Below are 21,751 nucleotides of genomic sequence, written 5' to 3' on the forward strand. Positions count from 1 at the left end.
AATGAAAATTAGAATACTAATTTTAATTTATTTATTTACGATCAATGTATTCTCACAGAATCAAGTCATATCAAGATTAAAGCAACCACCACCAAATCGTTTTGGTATTTCTGACTTGTGGTCTATTGATTTAAATAACACTACGAGAAAAGAAATCAAAGGTTACATTGTCGGAACTCTTTCCGAAGACAATGACGGATTAATTGTTGAAGCCAGAACAAAAATATTTACTATCAGACCTGGCAACAACACTTATACACAAAAAGATTTTCCTAATGCAGATGTTAATTACTACAACAATCGGTACAAAGAAATTCTTTTAAGAACCGGCGGAGCTCCTGACGGTGATTACACAATTTGTATTACAGTCTATAATGAATCTGATGAAATTATTGGACAGGAAAATTGTATTTATCATTCGGTAAGACAACTAAGTAACATCACATTAATCTCACCCGATGATGAATCAGTTATTTCGGAGAATGAAGTTGTTTTCAGTTGGGTGCCACTTCCATCTGCGAAGGAATACTCATTACGAATTGTTGAACTTATAGGAAATCAAAGTCCTTTAGTTGCAATGCGTGATAACAGACCATTCTTCCAGAAGGATGGAATCAAAATACCTAACTTCCAATATCCTGCAAACGAAAGAAAGTTTTCCGAAAATAAAACTTATGCCTGGCAGGTTTATCTGAAGGATAATCCGGAACAGACTGCAAGTGAAATTTGGACATTCACAGTAAGTAAAAGTAATTTGAAATTTGCTGGTGGTGACACAACCGGAGACAGCACTACAACTAATTTAAAGCAAAGTGTTGTTAGTCCTTGCAATAGCAATTTGCCGAGCTTGCAAATCACTAATAATAATCCTGATAATAAATCCGCACAGGATTATGTTAATAACTACATTAAGGTTGGTCACTTTAAAATGAAAGTACTTCAGGCAAGCGGAAACAGTGCTGGCTTGACAGGTAAAGGTTCAATTGTTGTCCCCTGGTTAAAAACTCCTATTGCAGTTGAATTTCAAAACATAAAAATTAATTCAGACACTGTAATGTTTAATGGTACTGTTTTCACTGAAAAAGATCAAACACCTGAACCATGGCCATATCAATGGGGAATTAATGTTGTTGGAAACTTTAATTGGACTGAAGAACAGGTTAAGAAACTCGATAACTGGCTACATAATGCATTCAGTGGTTGGCCTGTTGTTAATAAATTGGTTAAGGATTTTGATCTAAACCAAATGGTTCAGGATTATACCGATACTCCATTGAAACTTCCTCTTGGTTTCAACAATATTAAAGGATATACAATCGCAATTTCCGAAATGAAGTTTGAACCAACTTCAGCTAAATTAAATTGTTTAGCTGTCTTCCCTGTTGAAGACGATACACTTGCATTTAAAGGTGGTGACATTCCATTTTCACCACAAGGTCCGTCTTCATCTTCAGGTGAATTGGCTTTGATACAGGATGTTAGTATAGTGGGAAATGTTCCGAATGGTGATACTTATGAAATTGTGATTAAGAAAAAACCTTCTGGTGGAAAACAAGTTGCAGGACAGCCGAAAGGAACTTTTATTAATTGGGATTGTCAGGGATTTAACACACTCAATGTTGATCTCGATTTTCTTTTCCCAAGAAGCTGGCTAAAACCAATTCCTGATAACGGACAAAAAGCTAAAGCAAGTGCAATTACAACTATTGAACATTGGGATGATTTAATTGTTCAAACTTCTTTGAATAAATGTTCGATTGTTGGTACATCAGGTGTCGAGCTGGAAATAAATGAAATGTGGTTTGACAATTCAGTTAGCTTGAATCCACAATCTATAGTTTTTCCTGCCAACTATCCGGCAAATGCTACGCAGGGTCCGGACTTTAAAGGATTTTTTGTAAAAACTGCAAAAGTAAATTTGCCAAATAATTTTCTCAGCACTTCAAATCAACCCGTTGAAATATCTATCAACAATTTGATAATAAATAAACAAGGAATAACCGGAACGATTTCAGCGAATAATCTTCTTACATTTCCAAATGGTAAAATATCATCAATGTCTGCAAGTGTAGATTCTGTTAAATTGGTTTTATTGTGCAGTTCAGTTACCGATGCTTATGTGAGAGGAAAAATCGTTCTTCCAATTTCCCAAACTAATCAGCAAAATGCATTGCTTTATAAAATTAACTTAATGAATTCAAATTCATTGCAGGTAAGTTTGCAACCACAGAATGCAATACAGGCAAAGTTGTTTGGCAATGCTTCATTAACAATCAGTAACACATCCACATTCAATATGTGGCTGAGCAGCAATCCCAAATTTGTAATTAACTTAAACGGACAATTTAACATTGCCAATTTGGATTTGTTTAATGTAAAGAGAATAAATATTCAGACTAATTTCCAGAATCTTAATCTTGATTATGATGAAAGCAGAACACAACAACAAGGCAAACTAAAAATAAATGCAGGACAGTGGAGTTTTGCGAGTCCACAAAAATCATTTGCCAACATTCCTATTACTATCAAGAATATTAAATTTGAACAACATCAGGCACAAGGCAATGAAGTGTTGAATGGTTCATTATCATTTAAAGTTGATGTCAATCTGAATGAGAAATTTTCCGGTTCAAGCAAGCTATCTATTTTAGGCGCGGTATCGAAGGACAATAATGGAAAATTTCAACCAAACTTAAATGGCGTAGTCGTTGATACAATAAATCTAAACGTCAATCTGGCTGCGGTAAAAGTAAAAGGTCAGATCGCATTCTTCAGTGAACTTACAAACCCTACGTTTGGAAATGGATTTGGTGGAAATATTAAAGCAACTTTTAACTCCATACAGATGGAATTGTCCTCTTCTTTTAAAGTCGGTTCAACCAAGTACAACAATGGAAATAATTACTATCGCTATTGGTATGTAGAAGCAAAAGCAATTTTACCAAAACAGTATGGAATAGTTTTTCTGCCAGGTGTTGCATTTTATGGATTTGGAGCTGCAGCTTGGCAGCGAATAAATGTTTCCAACTTATCAATGCCAACTCCGTCTGAAGTTCAAAATGCCGGAAATGTTTCAAACACACCTACAAGTGGTGCGACATTCACACCTGATAATTCTATTGGTTTTGGCTTTAAGGTTATGGCTGTTATGGGCACTTACCCTGAACCAAAAACATTTAATCTTGATGCAGCTTTATCCGCACAATTTTCAAACAGTGGAGGATTAAACAAAATAAGTTTCGTCACGAACTTTTGGGCAAAAGCTGATTTGCTCAAACGGAATGAAGCACCGGTTTATGGAGATGTTACTATTGAATATACTCCGCCAGACAAACTTTTCCTGATGAATGCAAATGCTTTTATTCAATATCCAAGAAATAACCCTGTTGTCAGAACTGATGGAATTGGAAATCCAAACGATAAAGTTAGCTTGCTTCTGATGATAAACGGAAAAACAAATAAATGGTATTTCCTTGCAGGCAAACCTTCACAAACAAATAAAGTAAAAATTTTGGGAGTTACAAGTTGGGAATATCTGATGTTTGGAAATGACATTGGTCAGTTTGTTCGAACAGGGTTTCAACCACAAACCTTGAATGGATTAGCTTCTGTAGGTTTAAATCTAACTGCTCCAACAACACAAATTCCAACTCTGGCAGGAACAGGAAGAGGATTCTCATTTGGCGCTGGAGTGTTCTTCAGTGTTGATAAATCACTCGGAATGGGTTGGTTATCCTGGGCTGTTGGAGGAAGAACTCCTTATCTTAAATACGGTGGTGGTGGTGGTTTTGAAATTAATTTGTCATTACTACAATACAACGGATGTAATGGTAATCCGATTGGTTTTAATAATTGGTATGCAAACGGCAGTGCAGCTGCCTGGTTATATGGATATGCAAGAGTTGAGCTTGCACGAAAAAATAAAAGACCATGTCTTATTTGTTGTAAAGGTAAGGGGGATCCTGATCCCTGTATAGCAAATCTTGCATCGATTAAAGTTGGTTTCTGGACTCAGGCAGGTTTTATCAATCCATCGTGGGTTCAGGGACAAGCAACAGTACATGTAAATGTTTTTGGTTTGAATTGGTCCGGGAATGTTGATCTTAATTGGGGAAGTCCCTGCAATAATATTCAACAAACTTCTTACACACAAACATTTACTCAGGAATATGCAACAGATAAAATCGGTGATTTGATTCTGAATGTTGATCCTCAATCGAATGATTTAATTAATCCGGGAAAGAAAATAAATGTTTACACAGCTTATGATGAGACTCCGTTTGAAGTTCCTGAGTTACAATCAAACGGAAATATCCAGACAAAAACATTTAAAGTTACATATACTGCTGACTTAATTAAGTATGTAACAATTGGTTCCGGAAACCAGATGATTGATAATCAGGTGCAACAGAATATTACGCGCTCGGCTCAAAGAAATTATATGAATGCTTACGAATACTGGATCAATCGTGGCTCGAATCAGTATCAGGGAAATATATTCAGAAACCTGGATGATAATTCAAAATATAAATTTACCGTTAGAGCAGATTTGTGGAAGTTTAATACTTCGACTAATAGCTGGGAAAAGGCAAAAGACAAATACAACAATTTCATTTATGAAATTAAGTCAGTTACATTCAATACGGATGTTTTATTGTCTGCTCAGAATAATAATCCACCGGCTAATCCAAATAACTAAGTTGGAGAATGAAAATGAATATGAACATCAGAAGAATAATAAATCAGATTTGTAAAGTTACTTTTTCAATTCTAATACTCTTTAATATTTCTTTTGCTCAGAGTGTCGAAGAGCCAACAAAACTTAAAATCGGATTAACTGCACGTGCTTATGGTGATTCAATTTATCTTCGATGGGCAGTTACAAATCCAATTGCATGGCGTCTTGCAAAAGAAAATGGTTTTATCATTGAGAAAGCAAAAGTTCTTCCCAATGGAAATACCGATAAATACTCTAAAGTAACTGAACAACCAATAAAACCCTGGCCTTATGAAAAATGGGAAGAATATTTTGAATCTCGACCTCCAAAAGATGTTTCTTCGCTTGATAATGAAGGAATAGCTTTTACTCTTGGTATTGGTGAAAAAGATGATGAAGAAAAATTAAACTTGCCACAGGAGAATGAAGATTTTCTGAAATCGATTAAAGAAAAGAGAAGCAGTCAGGAATGGGCGTTGTTACTTTCTTTAATTGCTGCAAATAATAGTTTAACTGCAGCAGAAGGTTTGGGACTTTTTTATGTTGATCGTGATGTGAAAGAAAATGAAACTTACTCTTACAGAATTTATATCAATTATAAATCAAATCTATACTCATTCGATACAACATACTTTTCTATTAAAAATACTAAGTTCGATCCAAAGAGAGCACTTCAACAACTTCAGGCAAATGAAAATGACGGAAGTATAGAAATCATCTGGGACACTGATTTTCAGTTCAGTACATATAATGTTGAAAGGTCAGAGGATAAAAAAACTTTTAAAAGACTTAATGACTCTCCCCTGCTTACTTTAAAGAGCGCTCCGTCAGATAGTTTGAATAAAGATTCATTCATTGATACAACAATTATAAATTACAAACCTTATACATATCGTGTTTATGCAATGACTGTATTTGCTGATGAAATTCTGCTTGGAGAAATAACTGCGATGGGAAGGGATCGAACTCCACCGGAACAACCTTATGTTCCTCAGCCAGCTCATATTGATGAAAATAAAGTCAGAATCACCTGGCAAATGGCAAATCCACCTGCAAGTGATTTGGTGGGATTTTATGTTGGTCGCGATTCTCTTATTGATGGTAAATACAATTACATTCATAAAAATCCATTGTCAAAAGATACCCGGGAATTTATTGATACAACATTTTCAAAAAATAATTACAACTTCTACACTGTGTTTGCATTCGATACTGCAGGAAATTTTAACTCTTCTTATCCGGTCTATGTTGTACTCAATGATACAGTTCCACCTGCTCCGCCAAAATGGAAAGAAGCATTTATGGATTCAAACGGAGTTGTTACATTGAGATTACAACCGAATAAAGAATTTGATTTGATGGGTTACAGAATTCTCAAAGCAAATGCACCTTATCATGAATTTTCATCAATCATTGAATCTTTTGATCCTGATTCGTCTGAACTCAGATTTAAAGTTGAGTTCACCGATACGGTTGACCTTCAAACAATGACAAAGTATGTTTATTACAGAGCAACAGCACTAGATAACAGATATAATGAATCTGAACTTTCCGAAATAATTGCTGTGCCCAGACCGGATGTTGTACCTCCGATTGCGCCTGTACTAACCGATGCACTCGTTACAGAGAAGGATGTAACCTTAAAATTTATTCCAAGCGAAAGCGAAGATGTAAAAAACCATTTCGTCCTTAAGCGTGTAAATGGTGAAGAAAAATGGGACACACTTGCAGTCCTTAAACCAAAAGATTCTGTTTATGTTGATGATAAAGTATCTGCAAACATTACATATCAATACTGCCTGTTTGCTGTTGATAGCAGCAACCTGAAATCGGAGTTGTCATTTATTCTGGAGGCAAGACCATATTATCTTGGAATCTTACCTGACATTAAAAATTTTAATGTCTCTTATGATTCGGGGAAAAAATCCGCAAATCTAAGCTGGAATTACGAAGATAAGAAGGATGTATACTTTGTAATTTACCGTGCATACGAGAATCAACCTTTAACAAGATACAAAACATTAAAATCCTCTGAAGTCCGTAATTACATTGACACAGATTTCTCAAACGGCAGCGGAAAATATTTTTATGCAATAAAAGCTTATGACAATTTCAGCGGAGAATCAAAGTTGAGTGATAAAAAGGAAATTTTGTACAAATAAGAATTAGCAACTAAGGTAAGTAATTAACTTTATTTAGGATCGGAGTTCACATTAAACTCAGCTCAATGTTTTATTTCATTCCGGAAATTTGAACTCCGGTCCTTTCATTATTCAGTAAACCTGAACCCTCTTAAAAACTCTTCAATACTCATTCGCTTCTTCCCTTCCTGCCGGATTTCTAAAAATATGAAAATTAATTTCCTTCAGTAATCTTTAGTTATAGATAAGCTTTTATTAATTTAGAGTTGTAAATAAAAGCAATTGAGTAAAAACACCAATAACTTTTACCTATACTAATTGTAGAAAATTTTGAATTATGGGCTATTAAAAAGCTACCAAAAGTTGTGCATGTTTTGGAATAAAAAATTGTAATTTAAAATAAATAGAAATAATAGATGAGTAATAAGGAAATATTAGAACTAGCATCTTTTTCAGAAATCCCCGTTGATTACTCTTGGTCATTTTCAAACATGACTATCAAGGATACTTCATACATTACACACGGGTACTACACATATCCTGCTAAATTTATTCCACAACTCGCGGCACGCCTAATCCGAGAAAATTCCAAAGAGGGAGATATTGTCATTGACCCTTTTATGGGTAGTGGGACGACTATTGTTGAATCCATTTTAAATAACAGAATTAGTATTGGAACAGATATAAACGAAATCGCCTGTTTACTCACAAAAGTTAAGACAACCCCAATTAAAATTTCACAACTTTTGCAAGAGTTCACTAACCTTGATTTTGATTTAAAAAGTAGAATAAATGGAAATTTTGATTACTTCTTGAAAAATGCAGAACAACTTTTACCAAAAAATGAAAGAATTGATTATTGGTTTTTACCCCAGCAAAAAGAAAAATTGTCAATAATTTTTGCAAGGATTTTAGAAATAAAGAATAAAGATATCAGAGATTTTTTCCTAATCGCATTTGCTCAAATCCTAAAATCGTGTTCTATCTGGTTGCAGAAAAGTGTTAAGCCCACACGTGATCCAAATAAAAAAATTTACGAACCGCTTACTTTGTTTCTCAATCAATCACAAAAAATGTTGAAAAAGCATTATGAGTTTGACAAAATTTTAAATCCATTAATAAAACAGAATATTGACAAATACAGAGTTGTACAGTGCAGTGACTCAAGAAATTTACCTTGCGAAAATGAAAAAGCAACACTAATTGTTACAAGCCCACCTTATGTAACTTCTTATGAGTACGCTGATTTACATCAGTTACCTTCCTTGTGGTTTGGTTATTTAAATGAGTTGTCAGATTTCAGGAGAAAATTTATTGGTAGTGCCTATAAAGGAGATAGAGGAAAAATTGATTTGAAAAGTACACTTGCAGAAAAAATTGTTTCAGAATTAGGAGAAAATAAAAAAGGCAGAGAGGTAAAAAATTATTTTGCTGATATGCTAGAAACATTTTTAGAAATGAAAAGAGTTTTGAAAAAAGGTGGTAGATCTTGCATTGTAATTGGTAACACCGAATTTAACGGTGTAAAAATTTTAAATGCAGAAGTTTTTCAAGAACAATTCGAGAATATTGGATTCAAAACTCACGATATAATTCATAGAGAAATTCCTTCAAAAATGCTTCCATCTACGCGAGATACGTTAACGGGACAATTTGTAAAAACAACAGATAAAAATTTAAAGTTGGCTTATCCGACAGAATATATTTTAATAATGGAGAAATTATGACTATCAATGACCTTATAATACTTTACGAAAAGAAAAAAGAGAAATTCGGGAAAGATGCATATCGTCACATTTCGAATCTTTTGCGAGAAGCAAAAGCTCAACATCAGAAAGATTTTGAGGGAGATGATCACGAACAATCCTGGAGATCATTTAAAGGTAAAAATCTTGAAAAACTAATTGAATACATAATCGTAGATGAAGTCAGAAGTTTGGAACTTGAAGTAGTAAATGGAAATCTACTTGAACGAACTAACGGAAAAAATTTACCTGAAGTTTTAGGAAAAGTAAAAAGAAACTTGCTTATTGATTACGGAGAGTTTGGCTCACATCTCCCTGATGTAGATATAGTTATTTATAATCCGAAAGACAGTAAAATAATTGCAGTGCTTTCAAGTAAAGTAACTTTGAGAGAGAGAATTGCACAAACTGGTTATTGGAAAATAAAACTTGCTTCAGATAAAGTTACACAGCACATAAAAGTTTATTTTGTTACACCAGACGAAGACGGAACGCTCACAACAAAAATACCAGCAAAGAAAGGTAGAGCAATAGTTGAAACGGATTTAGATGGAAGCTATGTTTTGAGTGAGACAGATATAGAGGAAAGTAACAAGGTTAAAATGTTTGACAAATTTATTGAAGATTTAAGAAAAATAATTCAATGATCTTTAAATGAGAAAGAACAATAAAGAACTTATTCTTGAATCAACAACTCTCTGGGATTTTCCAACTCAAAATTATGGAAATAAACCACACGGTAACAATAAATACAATGGAGTAACTCCCGCATTTGTAATTTGGAATTTATTACAACGATACACAAAAGAAAATGATTTGGTAGTAGACCCAATGTGTGGAAGTGGAACGACCATAGATGTTGCAAAAGAACTTAACCGAAAAGTTATTGGATACGATTTGAATGTTGTTCGCCCAGATGTAATAAAAAACGATGCGAGACATATTCCATTGGCAGCTAATTCCGTTGATTTCGTTTTCATTGACCCACCTTATTCCGATAATATAAAGTATTCTGATGATCCAAGATGTATTGGAAAAATATCTTGCGAGAAAACAGAGTTCTTTGATGAGTTAGAAAAAGTTGCAAAAGAAATTGAACGAATACTAAAGCCAAGAAAAGTGACAGCGTGGCTCATAGGCGACCAATGGATAAAAAAGAAATTTACTCCTACAGGATTTCTTTTATATCAACGATTAGAAAAATATTTTGAGCCCGTTGATATAATTTGTGTAACTCGGCATAATCAAACTTCTAATACCAGCGTTTGGCACAACCGTGCAAGAAAGTTTAATTTTTACTTACGAGGGTTTAAATATTTAATCATAATGCAAAAAAGATAAAATTATATAAAGAAAATCGGTTCTTATTACAGGTTAAAAAGTAAAAAAATAAATAGTGAAGTTTCTTGTAATAAATTATTTTTTTCTACGCAATAGATATTATCTCTGAATTTCTCAGCTTATTTAAGTTTCAATTATCCAAACCTAAACCCTCTTAAAAACTCTTCAATGCTCATTCGCTTCTTCCCTTCCTGCTGGATTTCAAGAATTTTAATTGCATCTTTTCCGCAACCTACAATTAATTCTTTTTTTGTTTGATGAAACTCTGCTGGTGCTAACTTAATTTCTTTTACAACTTCGGTCTTGTAAACTTTAATTACTTTTTCATTGTGAACAAAGAATGCAGCAGGATATGGTGACAAACCTCTAACAAGATTGTGAATTTCTTCGGCAGGTTTGTTCCAATCAATTTTACAAATTTCTTTTGTGATTTTTGGTGCGGGTGATGCAAGCGAATCATCCTGCGGAAGCAACTGATAATTTCCACTTTCAATTAAACTGATAGTTTTCATAACAACATCGGCACCGAGTTCACTCAATCTGTCGTGCAGTGTTCCAAAATTGTCTTCGGGATAAACCGGTACTTTAACCTGAAGATAGATATTTCCGGTATCAACTTTTTCAGCCAATTTAAAGGTAGTCAATCCGGTTTCCGTTTCTCCTTTTATAATTGCCCATTGAATCGGTGCGGCACCACGATATTTCGGAAGCAATGATGCGTGAAGATTGAACGAGCCATATTTCGGAATTTCAAAAATCTCTTTCGGCAAAATCCTGAATGCAACCACAACAAATAAATCAGGTTGAAGTTCTTTCATCTGATTAACGAATTCGTCGTTACCCTTCAGTTTTTCAGGTTGAAATACGGGAATGTTATTTTCAACTGCAAATTGTTTAACCGGTGTGAATGTAACTTTCTGTCCCCTGCCGCGTTCTTTATCGGGAGTAGTTACGACGGCAATTAAATCGTGTTTGCTTTGATAAATTGCGTTAAGTGAAGGAATTGAAAAATCAGGTGTGCCCATAAAAACAATTCTCATTCGCACACCTATTTAATTAAAAGGTAATCGGAAGAATTGCTGATTGGATATTGAACTTCAAGTTTTCTTTTTCTGATTTTATCAAGATGTCTTTTATATATTTTTTTCTTTTCGTCATCAAGATAATCAATAAACAAAACTCCCTGCAGATGATCAAACTCGTGTTGAATAACACGAGCTAACAAATCATCAGCTTCAATTGTATGCTCTTTCATATTGGTATCAAGATATGAAATCTGAATACCTTTCGGTCTTATAATATCAGCACGAAGATCAGGAATACTTAAACAACCTTCTTCAAATGAAGATGTTTCATCTGACTTTGAAATTATTTTAGGATTTATCAAAGCCAGCGGTTTATATTTTTCATAACCTTCTACAGGAGAAATATCAACAACAAAAATCTGACGATTAACTCCAATCTGATTTGCAGCTAATCCGATTCCGTTTGCGTTTCGCATTGTTTCAAACATATCAGCAATGATGTTGATAATTTTATCATCAATTTCATTTACTCTTGCAGCTTTCTTTCGAAGTATTTTATCACCGCAAACTGTAATAGGAAGTATTGACATTTATTACTTAACCAATAATTTATTTTATATTCTGGTAAAAAATAAAAAAAGCTGTTTCGAATAGAAAGGGTTTTTTTAAATGTTCAATGCTCAATGAATTAAATCATTTATATTTTAATTAAGCATTTAAGACTAAGCATTTATCATTTTATCAGGAGCTTTCCATCTTTCATTAACAATTTATCATCAAGCCAAACAGTTGGTTTTTTAACAACACCATCAAGATGAATAGGAACATTTACACTTCCACCCATAGAAACATTATTTCCTAAAGCAATATGAATCGTTCCCATAACTTTTTCATCCTCAAGCAGAATTCCGCTAAGCTTTGCAGAATCATTAGTACCTATTCCGAACTCCGCAATGTTTCGTGCATCTTTCCCAACAGAATCAAGTTGTTGCTTTAGTTTTCTTGCTAAAGTTCCGCCTGATATTTTTGTAGCATAACCATTTTCAACTTCAATTCTGATATTTGCATTTTTAATTAATCCCAAACCTGCCATAGAACCATCAACTACAAAAATTCCGTTTGCAGTTCCTTCAACAGGAGCTAAAAATGTTTCACCTGTTGGAAGATTTCCGCTTTCACCTTTTGCATGAAATAATCCTTTGCTTGCATAAGCAGTTCGTCCTTCAATCGAAAATGAAATATCAGTTCCGGCTGGTGCAGTAACTCTGATAAATTTTCCCTTCTCAAGAATTTCCTTTAGCTTAATTGAGAGTGCAGCTATTTTTTTATAGTTTGCATTCATTCCGCGAATCATAACTTCTTTAGTAATTCCCGGAAATGTTGCAACTCTTACACCTTTGGCAGAAGCAGTTCTTCTTGCGTTTGTATGAGTAAGTGATTTTGCAGTCGGACAAAAGACCACATCGAACTTCTGCATTAACTCTGCAACTTCTGCAGGAGGTTCTTCGCCATTTATTTTTCCGGATTTCATCTCCACAAGCAAAGAATAATAACCCAATCTGATTGCATTCTCGTGAAGTGCTAATCCGATTTCTCTCTTTTGTTCATCTGTAATTACCAAAATTTTTTCTTCTGGTTTAGTGCCCATACAATCCCTGATTGCTATAACACAAGCACTATCAAGTTTTGTTAATTTCTTTTTCATTTTTTTCCTTTTGATTATAGCGGAAATCCAACATTTAGTTGTAGCACAGCATTAAAGCCGCCTGATTTTATAAATGGTTCGTTTGCATCGGGAGAATCAATTAAATCTTTGAACTGAAAATTTTCATCTGTACTCATTTTATCAATCTTCAAATAACTATAAGCAACAATACCTTCAATGCTGATATAGTTTTTTAACACCTCAACCACAAAACCAGAGCCGACTGAGTATCCAAGTTCTGTTTTGTCATTATTAAATTTCTGCACTGAAGTGCCGGCAAATGAATTGACTGTTTCGGTTAGACGTGCTGAGTTAATTAAAAGAGCTCCATCTAAAATTTTCCAGTGAAGTCCGTTGAAGATAGGAATACCAACATCAAGTCCAACTCCCCAGCTTTTTAATTTTAGATCATAATCATAATTAAAAACTCCGGCTCTTGAATTTAAACTCCCCTCGTGAGATTCAGCCAACTGTTGATAGTAACCTTTTGCAGTGATAAAGAATCCGCTAAACTTTGCTCTGAAAAAATTCAGACCTAATCTATAACCTTCTGCTTTACCAAATTTATCTAACTGCTTTCCTCCCGAAGCTACAGAATTTGCATTGAATTGATTAACATAAGTTTCAAGCATTCCGGGTTGATATTGTTGATAATTATAACCTCCGTAACCTCCAACCAAACCAAGACAACCAAAGCCAAATGATTGTGCATTTACATTTACGAATGTAAAAGTTAATGACACTATAACTATAATTTTTTTAAACATAGCCAACTCACAAATTTTCAGTAACAAATTAACAAATAACTTAAAGAAATATCAACCAGCGAATAAATAATCATCTGCTAAGATTTTTGCATTCCATTTTCCAAACCGTGTCCACCGGAACCAAGTTCACTTCTTCTTAAAAGGAATGCAAATAACAATCCAAGAAAACCTAATATTGAAAATATCCACATTCCAAGATTGTATCCTGCAGGATTCTCAGCACTTGCACCTGAAATATCATTTGCAAATCCAATCAAAAGATTAAATCCAAACAAACCAATATTCTGAATCATTGTCATTAATCCATAAGCTGTTCCAAGCTTTGCGTTTGGAACAATTAAAGCTACAGAGGGCCACATCACAGCAGGAACAAGCGAAAATGCTATTCCCATCATTGCCATCGGATAAATCAAATAGATTGGAATCATCGCATCAATGTCAAAAAATTTTATACTGATATGAATAAAATCACTGTCGGTCATTATATCTGGTCTTCCGACTTTATATGCCATCATAAGATAAACAGGAATAATCAACAAAGAACCGAACATCATTAGTAAAGAGCGCTTCCCGATTTTATCTGCCAGCAAACCAAATAATGGAGTGAAAACCATTGCAGCAAGAGTAAGAATACTTGAGAGATTTCCACCAACTTCTCTGCTAGTTCCGTGTGCTTCCTGAAAAAATTTAATTGCAAAAGTCTGGAATGGAAACATTGCTGAATAAAATGTAACGCAAAGCGCTGTGATGTACCAGAATGATTTTGAGAATGAAGATGATTTAAGAAATAATGCAAGCGCAGAAACAATAAAAAGAATTAAGTAGATTGACCAGTTTTCCGGCGCAATGAAAAGTAGTATGACTATTACTAATAAAATTAATCCAAGATACATCCATCTTTTGCTTTCCTGAATTCTTAGGATATCAGAAAGAAGAATTTTATCCTGCTCACCTTCGCTAGCCAACGCATAATTTTTTGAAGCATAAACATCAAGGAAGAAGTACACAATGATACTTAAGAATGCAAACACACCGGCAGCAACAGTAACCCAAAGCGGTGTTTGCCAGAATTCATACAATGATTTTCCCCAGGTTGGAGAATTAAGCGCGAGAAATGAACCAAGTCGTGCAACGGTTAAATTCAATCCGAAAGCAAATGATAATTCCTTACCTTTGAACCATCTTGCAATTACAGTAGTGATTGCAACAATCATTGATTCAGCACCTAAACCAAAAATTAATCTTCCGATTGACATCACAATAATATTTCCTGTGATTGCAGTGATAATAGAACCGAGCATAATCAGTGTTGTAAAAATCAGAACTGAAGTTCGTGTGCCGATTCGGTCTATTATCAATCCGCCAATCAATACCATTATTATGTTTGGAAAAGAGTATATCGCATTAAGCAAGCCAATATTGGAATCTGAAAATCCGAGTTGTGATTTCAGCAAATCAGCAAGCGGACTAATACTATCATAGATATAGTAATTACCAAACATTCCCAGACTTATCAGAAGTAAAACTGTCCAGCGAAGTAATGCAGTTGGTTCAGGTTTAGAAACAGAAACTTGGTTCATATACTAACCTTCAATTTTTGTCTAGTGCGAATTTAAAAATAAAAGCGAAGCAGATTTAAACTGCTTCGCCTGTTAACAACAATTTATTTTTATGATTTGACCGGAATATTTTTCAAAACATTTACAAGTTGATTCCAGAATTCAGGTACGGTAGAAATCTGTAATCTTTCATCAGGTGAATGAACACCAAACATTGTAGGTCCAAAAGAAATCATATCCATTTGCGGATATTTTTCTTTGATTATTCCGCATTCAAGTCCAGCGTGAATTGCTTTTACTTCAGGTTCTTTTCCATACATATTTGCAAATGTTGATTTAAATACCTGAAGAATTTCAGAATGAACATCAGGTTTCCAGCCAGGATATCCATCGCCATAATTTAATTCAGCACCAGCAAGTTCAAAGACCGCAGATACCATATTTGTTATGTCTTTTATTTCTGATGCAACAGAGCTTCGTTGACTAGTAACTATGTTAACAAATTTTCCGTCGGTTACAATAGTAGCAAGGTTGGTAGATGTTTCTACAAGTTCCGGAATATCAGCAGACATTTTGATTACACCGTGAGGAACAGCATAAAGAGCATTCAGAAGTTTTGCCTGAGTTTTTTCATCCATTACTTTGTCAGGCATTTGATGCTTTTCAACTGAAACTGATAAATCAGGTTCAACAGTTGCGAACTCATCTTTTACTGTCGTATTGTATTCCGCAACAAACTTTTTGAATTTCTTTTCATCAGCTTTTGGAACAAGAATAACTGCAAATGCTTCGCGAGGAATTGCATTGTGTTTATTCCCGCCTTCAATTTTAGCAATTCTTAATTTTTTATCTCGTGAATAAGTCCACAATAATCTGTTAAGAATCTTAATTGCATTTCCTCTTCCAACATGAATTTCGAGTCCTGAATGGCCACCTTTTAATCCGGCAACTTTAGCTTCAAAGGCAACATAATTACGAGGAGATTTTTCAGGTTTAAATTTGAACTTTGCCTGAGTGTTTTTTCCGCCAGCACATCCGATATATAAAGTGCCGAGTTCTTCAGAATCCATGTTAATGAGTATATCACCTTTCAACCAACCTTTTTTCAAACTTGAAGCACCGGTTAAACCGGTTTCTTCATCAAGAGTGAACAATGCTTCAATTGGTCCGTGCTGCAAATCATTCGATTCAAGAACTGCCAAAGCAGCAGCTACACCAATTCCATTATCAGCACCAAGTGTAGTTCCTTTTGCTTTTACCCAATCGCCATCAATATATGGTTGAATCGGATCGTTATCAAAATCATGTTCAACATCACGATTCTTTTCGCAAACCATATCAATATGCGATTGAAGAGTTACAGTTTTTCTGTTTTCCATTCCGGGAGTTGCAGGTTTTCTAATCAGAATATTACCAAACTTATCTTTTTCTACTTCAAGACCAAGTCTTTTACCAACAGAAACAACATATTGGGCAATCTTCTCTTCCTTTTTGGAAGGACGAGGATATTTGCAGATTTCTTCGAAGTGATTCCAAACCAGTGCGGGTTTTAGATGTCCTAATATTTCTCCCATACTTATTTCCTTTCTTTTAGTTCTTTGAAACTTATGAATTGATATTGATATAACTGAGTATAAAATTTTGTAACACGTTCAACTACAGGATTTATCTCTTCTCCGAATTCAGAAAGTAATTCATTACAAATCTGTTGAACATTTTTGTTTCCATCAGCTTTTAACCAAGCTGCTGAACCAAATTTATCAAGTTTAACTTTTATATCCGGAGATTTTAATCTTGGTACTAAATACTTAACTAAAAATTTATTTGTAAATCTGGGAACCAAAACCGAAACTTTATTTTCTTCCTCCTCAATATGATTATAACTTCTTATCGGTGTGAGTTCTAAGTAATTAACTTCAGTAAGATTTTTATTTTTTTTGAACATAATCCGAATAAATAGAAAAATACTGCAGAAGAAAATCTTAATTCTCTTCTGCAGTTTGAAAAATTAATTAAGCCATTGCACTTGGAGGTGCGGGTTCATCAGGTCTGCCTGCATTCTTTAACGGAGTTGAAATCAAGACATAACCTACCACTACAAAAACTAATAAGCTTACCAAGAATGAAGGAGCTTCGAAAATTCTTGGAGTCTGAATTTCAACAACTGCAAAGAACGCGAATAATAATCCTACCAATGCTTCACCAGCAATAAGACCGGAAGCAAGAAGAACACCATTGTTTTCAACTCTTGCTTTCTGAGCGTCATTTAATTTTCTTTTTTCTGAAATTTTATCAAGGATACCTTTAATCAAACCACCAATGAAAATTGCGAATGATGTTTCGAGTGGCAGATACATTCCTACACAAACCAACATTGGGCTTTTAACTTTCAGAAGAATAAATCCAATTGCCATTAAAATTCCAACGATAATTAATGGCCAGGCCATATCACCACCAACAATTCCTTTAGCAAGAATTGCCATTAAACTTGCCTGTGGTGCAGGATAAGCTTTACCTCCCAATCCGGTTCCACCAGTGTTAATATCTCCCTGATGAAGAATTAACAATGGGAAAAACATTACTGCTGCTGAAAGAAGAATACCGAATAAATCACCAACCTGCATCTTCCACGGAGTACCACCGAGAATATGTCCAACTTTAAGGTCTTGTAACATTTCACCTGCAACTGCAGCAGCAACACAAATAACTGCAGCAACACCAAGTACAGCAGCTATTCCCGGCATTCCTGTAACACCCAGAGCAACCATAAGAATTGCTGCTACGATGAGTGTTGATATTGTTAATCCGGAAATTGGGTTGTTACTTGAACCGATTAATCCAACAAGGTAACCCGAAACTGCAGCGAAGAAAAATCCTGCAACAATCATAACAATTGTAGCAACCAATGCTGCAACAACATCACCCGAGAAGTAATTATAAATTATAAAAGTAGCAACCGATGCAAGAATCAATCCGATGAAAACCCATTTGAAAGGCATATCTTTTTCAGTTCTGACTTCTTCGTGAGAAGAACCTGCAGCAGCTTTTTTAACATCACCAATTGCACGACTTAATCCGGCACCTAAACTTTTTCTCATTCTGTATAAAGTATAAGCAGCAGACATTAACATTCCACCAATTGCAATCGGTCTGACTATCGAACGCCACACCTGATTTGCCAATCCAATCCAGGTTTCATCAGTAACTTCGGTAACACCATTTGCCTGCAATGAAGAAAGAAGTTCCGGACCTAAGAAATATAAAAGCAAAGGAACGAATAAACCCCAGGCAAGTAATCCACCGGTAAAGTTAAGTGCAGCTAAGTTTGGTCCGATAATATAACCAACTCCCATATATGCAGGACTTACTCCAGGAGTGCTTAATAATGCTCCACCACTTGCTTCAACCGAAGCACCACCTGAGAAAGATAATTTTTGTTTTGCGAAGTAAATGAATTTTTCCCAGGAAGCAGCAAAGAACTGAACTTGTTTAAGGATTTGAATTAAAGCACCCAAACCCATTGCCCAGAATAAAAACTTTGCCCCGCTTTTGCCTGATCTTCCTGCTTTATGAATTTCTGAAGCTGCAACAGATTCAGGAAATGGAAGTTCACGATCTTCAACCATTACTCTGCGGAGTATTGTAACAAACAAAATTCCGACTACACCACCAACAAACATTATTGCAGTTGCTTCAAGATAATGACGAACAGACCAGAATTCCTGCCAGACTCCTGCAATCATAAAGGCTGGAATAGTGAAGATTGCGCCGGCAGCAACGGATTCGCCAATCGAACCAACTGTTCTTGCAAAGTTTTCTTCGAGAATTGAACCTTTAAAGATTCTTAAAACTGCCATTCCGATTACAGCAGCAGGATAAGTTGCAGCTATAGTCATACCTGCTTTTAATCCGAGATATGCATTTGCTGCTCCAAGAACAACTGACATAATTAAACCAATAACAAGTGCGCGGATAGTAAATTCGGCCATATTGGTTTCAGGTGAGACGAAAGGAACAAATCGTTTTTGCTCTGACATACTTTTTCTCCTATTACTGAGCAAATAATTTATTTTGGATTGATTTTCGTAAAAAAGAACTTGCGAAATTTAAGAAGGAATTTTCTTTTTTCTCAATAATTACAGCTTTATTTCTTGACTTTTTCAGGAAATATTTTTTATCAGAACATCATTGAGAGTTCTAATAAGGTCATCTTTCTTGAAAGGTTTGGATAGGTATCCCGTAAATCCGCTGTTTAGTATTTTTTCTCTTTCATCGTGCATAGCATAAGCTGTTACGGCAATTATGGGAATTTCTTTGTACTGCTCGAGTTTCCTGATTTCTCTTGTGGTCTCAATTCCGTTTAGTTCACCTTTAAGATTTATATCCATCAGAATTATATCATAAGAAAAACTGTTAACTAACGACAATGCTTCTGAAGAATCAAAAGCCCAGGTGATATCAAAATTTCCTTCGAGCATTATTTTAATCAGTCTTGAATTAACTTCATCATCTTCAACCAATAATACTTTGGGAAGAATTTTTTCTTCTTTCTTTTCGATATGTAATTCAATCTTTTCTTCTTTAATTGGCTGAGGTTTAACCGGTTCTTTGATTTCTGGTTTTTGTTCAACCTTAGGTTTGGAAACTTCTTTAGTTTCTCTTACTGGTAATGTTATAGTTACAGTTGTTCCTTTGCCAACTTCACTATCAATATCAAGATTGCCTTCAAGTAATTCAACAAATTTTTTGGTAAGCGTTAAACCTATTCCTGTACCTTCATACTTTCGGTTAAATCCTTCACTCTCCTGTCGGAATGGTTCGAAGATTTTGCTGAGATTATCTGCAGAAATCCCGATTCCAGTATCAGAAATTTTAATAATAATTTTTCCATCTCTGAAATCAGTTAATAATTTGATTTCGCCTTTTGAAGTATACTTAATTGCATTGCTAAGAATGTTCGAAATTATTTTGTTAAAGATTCTTGGGTCAGTGCTGAAATATATTCTTGGATGTTTATGTTCCGATGTTAATGATAATCCTTTTTCTTTTGCAAAACCTTCAAATGAAGCTTTAATATCTTCAAGCACTGTAACTAATTCTATATTCTCAAGCTCAAGTTTCTGTACCTGAGATTCCAATTTGGATAAATCAATAAGCGAATCAAGAGTATCGTGTAATCTTCTGCTGCTCTTGAAAATCATTGAAGCCATTTCACGGAGTTTTGGATCATTCAAATCCATCATGAGCATTTCTGCATATCCCAAAATTCCATTCATCGGTGTACGAAGTTCGTGGCTGATGTTTGCAAGAAAATATGTTTTAAGCCGGTTCATCTCTTCGGCATGTTCTTTTGCCTGAATTAATTCAGATTCAAGTTTCTTTCGCTCTGTAAAATCTCTTATAATGGCAATAATTATTTTTTCGCCATCCTGATTAATATGCTTTGCACTTATCTCAACCGGAATATTACTTCCATCTTTTTTACGATGAGTTGATTCAAACAGAATACCTTCATCATTAATTCTTGCTTCTTCAATTTTTTTAAGATCAAATTCACGATTGTTACTTAATTCGATAAAGTTTTTTCCAATTAATTCAGCGTGATTGTAGCCATAAATTTCAAAAGCTTTTCTGTTTGCCTCCAGAATTTTTCCATCTTTGTTTATCGTAATTATCACATCATTAGCATATTTAGTAAGCGAAGTGTAACGCTCGGAAAGTTCATCTTTTTCTTTTCTTAACTTTAATGTTCTCTGAATGTAATCCAGAGTGCTGCGTTTCCAAACAGCATAAGTGAGTGCTGCAGCAAGAATGATTAATAAAATCACAACAATGATAATTGCTGTTGCAATATTTTTAGCTGAACTTACAACAGTGCCTTCATCTACTTTTGCAGCAAGGAACCAATCTGTGCCGGGAATAGATCGAACTGACACAAACATTGATTGATTGCCGAATTGAAGCTCTCTTACTTCATCTTCCTTTAGTGCTGCATCCTGAAAAGCTTTTCTTTCTTCCTCTTTAAGTGGAATTGTTTGAATATCCTGATTGGAATCACCAATAAAATTTTTGAGAAGAAATCCTATATCCCCGTTTTTCTTGACTAGAAGAAATTCTGCTTTGTCATATTCTTTTTGCGAGTAAAATAAAATCGGATAGAAATATTCGAAGAATGAAACTTCAGCCCACAAATAACCAATTCTCGAATTGCTTCGATTAAGTGGAAGAACAATTGCCTGAAGTAAATTTCTGTTATCTCTCACATAAAGGTTACTAACGCTTGCTGAATCTTTTCCTGCAACAATTTTAATTTCTTCTCTTAAAAAACTTCGCTGAAGTTTTCTTTCCTGATCTGTTGTGAGAATAATTGTAGCGTTTGAATCAAGAAGATAAATATCACCAAATGCAAAGTTTGTTTGTAATTCCTTTATCCATCTGTTTGCTTTTTGAATTTGTGTTGTGTCAGCAGAATTAGTTATGATTTCTGAAAGTAATTGTGAGATTGCAGTATTCTTAATGAAAGATTCAATTATCTTTATTCGTTGAAACTGTTCCTTTTCTATTTGCTGAAGCTTTAATTCTTTGATTGAACTTATCTGTTGATTCCATTCGTGCTCAATATCCTTTTTTGCAGAATTGTAAAACGCATATCCTGAAATAATGATTACAATTATTACTGCAAGAAAGATGAGGAAATATTTTATGGGAAATTTTTGTTCTGACATAATAAACCTTTTTCCGACTGTGCAAT

Annotated in this window: 14 protein-coding genes; 5 read left to right on the plus strand and 9 right to left on the minus strand. The window is 34.5% G+C overall.

What is annotated here, in order from left to right; translation table 11 throughout:
• The first annotated feature begins 1 nt into the window (after position 1).
• From Q0X14_RS05390 to Q0X14_RS05410, 5 genes are all read left to right on the plus strand, one after another.
• On the plus strand, positions 2 to 4,699 hold the full coding sequence (locus Q0X14_RS05390; RefSeq protein WP_297843504.1) for a hypothetical protein: 4,698 nt from the start codon (positions 2 to 4) through the stop codon (positions 4,697 to 4,699).
• Between the two features lie 14 nt (positions 4,700 to 4,713).
• The gene (locus Q0X14_RS05395) at positions 4,714 to 6,879 is read left to right on the plus strand and encodes a hypothetical protein (protein WP_297843506.1); all 2,166 of its coding nucleotides are present in this window, start codon (positions 4,714 to 4,716) and stop codon (positions 6,877 to 6,879) included.
• Positions 6,880 to 7,274: 395 nt separating this feature from the next.
• Entirely contained in the window at positions 7,275 to 8,585 is a 1,311-nt protein-coding gene (locus Q0X14_RS05400) for a DNA methyltransferase (RefSeq protein ID WP_297843509.1), read from the plus strand.
• A complete protein-coding gene (locus tag Q0X14_RS05405) occupies positions 8,582 to 9,250 on the plus strand; it encodes a BsaWI family type II restriction enzyme (protein WP_297843512.1) in 669 nt (222 codons plus the stop codon). The genes Q0X14_RS05400 and Q0X14_RS05405 overlap by 4 nt, the downstream gene beginning before the upstream one ends.
• A gap of 7 nt (positions 9,251 to 9,257) precedes the next feature.
• Positions 9,258 to 9,944: a DNA methyltransferase gene (locus tag Q0X14_RS05410; RefSeq protein ID WP_297843515.1), complete on the plus strand. Its 687-nt coding sequence runs from the start codon at positions 9,258 to 9,260 to the stop codon at positions 9,942 to 9,944.
• 134 nt (positions 9,945 to 10,078) lie between these two features.
• Here the strand turns inward: Q0X14_RS05410 and fmt are convergent, their stop codons facing one another.
• From fmt to Q0X14_RS05455, 9 genes are all read right to left on the minus strand, one after another.
• Positions 10,079 to 10,984, minus strand: coding sequence for a methionyl-tRNA formyltransferase (gene fmt, locus Q0X14_RS05415; protein ID WP_297843518.1), 906 nt, complete (start codon positions 10,982 to 10,984; stop codon positions 10,079 to 10,081).
• Between the two features lie 8 nt (positions 10,985 to 10,992).
• Positions 10,993 to 11,559 carry a peptide deformylase gene (gene def / locus Q0X14_RS05420; protein ID WP_297843521.1) on the minus strand — a complete coding sequence of 189 codons (567 nt, stop codon included), beginning with the start codon at positions 11,557 to 11,559 and terminating at the stop codon, positions 10,993 to 10,995.
• Positions 11,560 to 11,702: 143 nt separating this feature from the next.
• Positions 11,703 to 12,674, minus strand: a complete 972-nt coding sequence (locus Q0X14_RS05425; protein WP_297843524.1) for an aminopeptidase — start codon at positions 12,672 to 12,674, stop codon at positions 11,703 to 11,705.
• Positions 12,675 to 12,688: 14 nt separating this feature from the next.
• Positions 12,689 to 13,441, minus strand: coding sequence for a hypothetical protein (locus Q0X14_RS05430; RefSeq protein WP_297843526.1), 753 nt, complete (start codon positions 13,439 to 13,441; stop codon positions 12,689 to 12,691).
• Positions 13,442 to 13,518: 77 nt separating this feature from the next.
• On the minus strand, positions 13,519 to 15,021 hold the full coding sequence (locus Q0X14_RS05435) for an MFS transporter (RefSeq protein ID WP_297843528.1): 1,503 nt from the start codon (positions 15,019 to 15,021) through the stop codon (positions 13,519 to 13,521).
• 89 nt (positions 15,022 to 15,110) lie between these two features.
• On the minus strand, positions 15,111 to 16,574 hold the full coding sequence (locus Q0X14_RS05440; protein ID WP_297843531.1) for an aminoacyl-histidine dipeptidase: 1,464 nt from the start codon (positions 16,572 to 16,574) through the stop codon (positions 15,111 to 15,113).
• Positions 16,575 to 16,576: 2 nt separating this feature from the next.
• The gene (locus Q0X14_RS05445; protein WP_297843534.1) at positions 16,577 to 16,945 is read right to left on the minus strand and encodes a PqqD family protein; all 369 of its coding nucleotides are present in this window, start codon (positions 16,943 to 16,945) and stop codon (positions 16,577 to 16,579) included.
• A gap of 67 nt (positions 16,946 to 17,012) precedes the next feature.
• Complete coding sequence (locus Q0X14_RS05450; protein WP_297843538.1) at positions 17,013 to 19,037, minus strand: oligopeptide transporter, OPT family; 2,025 nt, start codon at positions 19,035 to 19,037, stop codon at positions 17,013 to 17,015.
• A gap of 123 nt (positions 19,038 to 19,160) precedes the next feature.
• Entirely contained in the window at positions 19,161 to 21,725 is a 2,565-nt protein-coding gene (locus tag Q0X14_RS05455) for an ATP-binding protein (protein ID WP_297843545.1), read from the minus strand.
• Positions 21,726 to 21,751: the final 26 nt, after the last annotated feature.

It is taken from the genome of Ignavibacterium sp. (genome assembly GCF_025998815.1).
Lineage (GTDB): Bacteria > Bacteroidota > Ignavibacteria > Ignavibacteriales > Ignavibacteriaceae > Ignavibacterium.

What these genes read in the sequence shown, in the direction of transcription:
- Q0X14_RS05425 (WP_297843524.1), bottom strand. Translation starts at nt 12,674, where the DNA reads ATGAAAAAGAAATTAACAAAACTTGATAGTGCTTGTGTTATAGCAATC.
- Q0X14_RS05435 (WP_297843528.1), bottom strand. Translation starts at nt 15,021, where the DNA reads ATGAACCAAGTTTCTGTTTCTAAACCTGAACCAACTGCATTACTTCGC.
- Q0X14_RS05430 (WP_297843526.1), bottom strand. Translation starts at nt 13,441, where the DNA reads ATGTTTAAAAAAATTATAGTTATAGTGTCATTAACTTTTACATTCGTA.
- Q0X14_RS05445 (WP_297843534.1), bottom strand. Translation starts at nt 16,945, where the DNA reads ATGTTCAAAAAAAATAAAAATCTTACTGAAGTTAATTACTTAGAACTC.
- def (WP_297843521.1), bottom strand. Translation starts at nt 11,559, where the DNA reads ATGTCAATACTTCCTATTACAGTTTGCGGTGATAAAATACTTCGAAAG.
- Q0X14_RS05400 (WP_297843509.1), top strand. Translation starts at nt 7,275, where the DNA reads ATGAGTAATAAGGAAATATTAGAACTAGCATCTTTTTCAGAAATCCCC.
- Q0X14_RS05450 (WP_297843538.1), bottom strand. Translation starts at nt 19,037, where the DNA reads ATGTCAGAGCAAAAACGATTTGTTCCTTTCGTCTCACCTGAAACCAAT.
- Q0X14_RS05410 (WP_297843515.1), top strand. Translation starts at nt 9,258, where the DNA reads ATGAGAAAGAACAATAAAGAACTTATTCTTGAATCAACAACTCTCTGG.
- Q0X14_RS05395 (WP_297843506.1), top strand. Translation starts at nt 4,714, where the DNA reads ATGAATATGAACATCAGAAGAATAATAAATCAGATTTGTAAAGTTACT.
- fmt (WP_297843518.1), bottom strand. Translation starts at nt 10,984, where the DNA reads ATGAGAATTGTTTTTATGGGCACACCTGATTTTTCAATTCCTTCACTT.
- Q0X14_RS05390 (WP_297843504.1), top strand. Translation starts at nt 2, where the DNA reads ATGAAAATTAGAATACTAATTTTAATTTATTTATTTACGATCAATGTA.
- Q0X14_RS05455 (WP_297843545.1), bottom strand. Translation starts at nt 21,725, where the DNA reads ATGTCAGAACAAAAATTTCCCATAAAATATTTCCTCATCTTTCTTGCA.
- Q0X14_RS05440 (WP_297843531.1), bottom strand. Translation starts at nt 16,574, where the DNA reads ATGGGAGAAATATTAGGACATCTAAAACCCGCACTGGTTTGGAATCAC.
- Q0X14_RS05405 (WP_297843512.1), top strand. Translation starts at nt 8,582, where the DNA reads ATGACTATCAATGACCTTATAATACTTTACGAAAAGAAAAAAGAGAAA.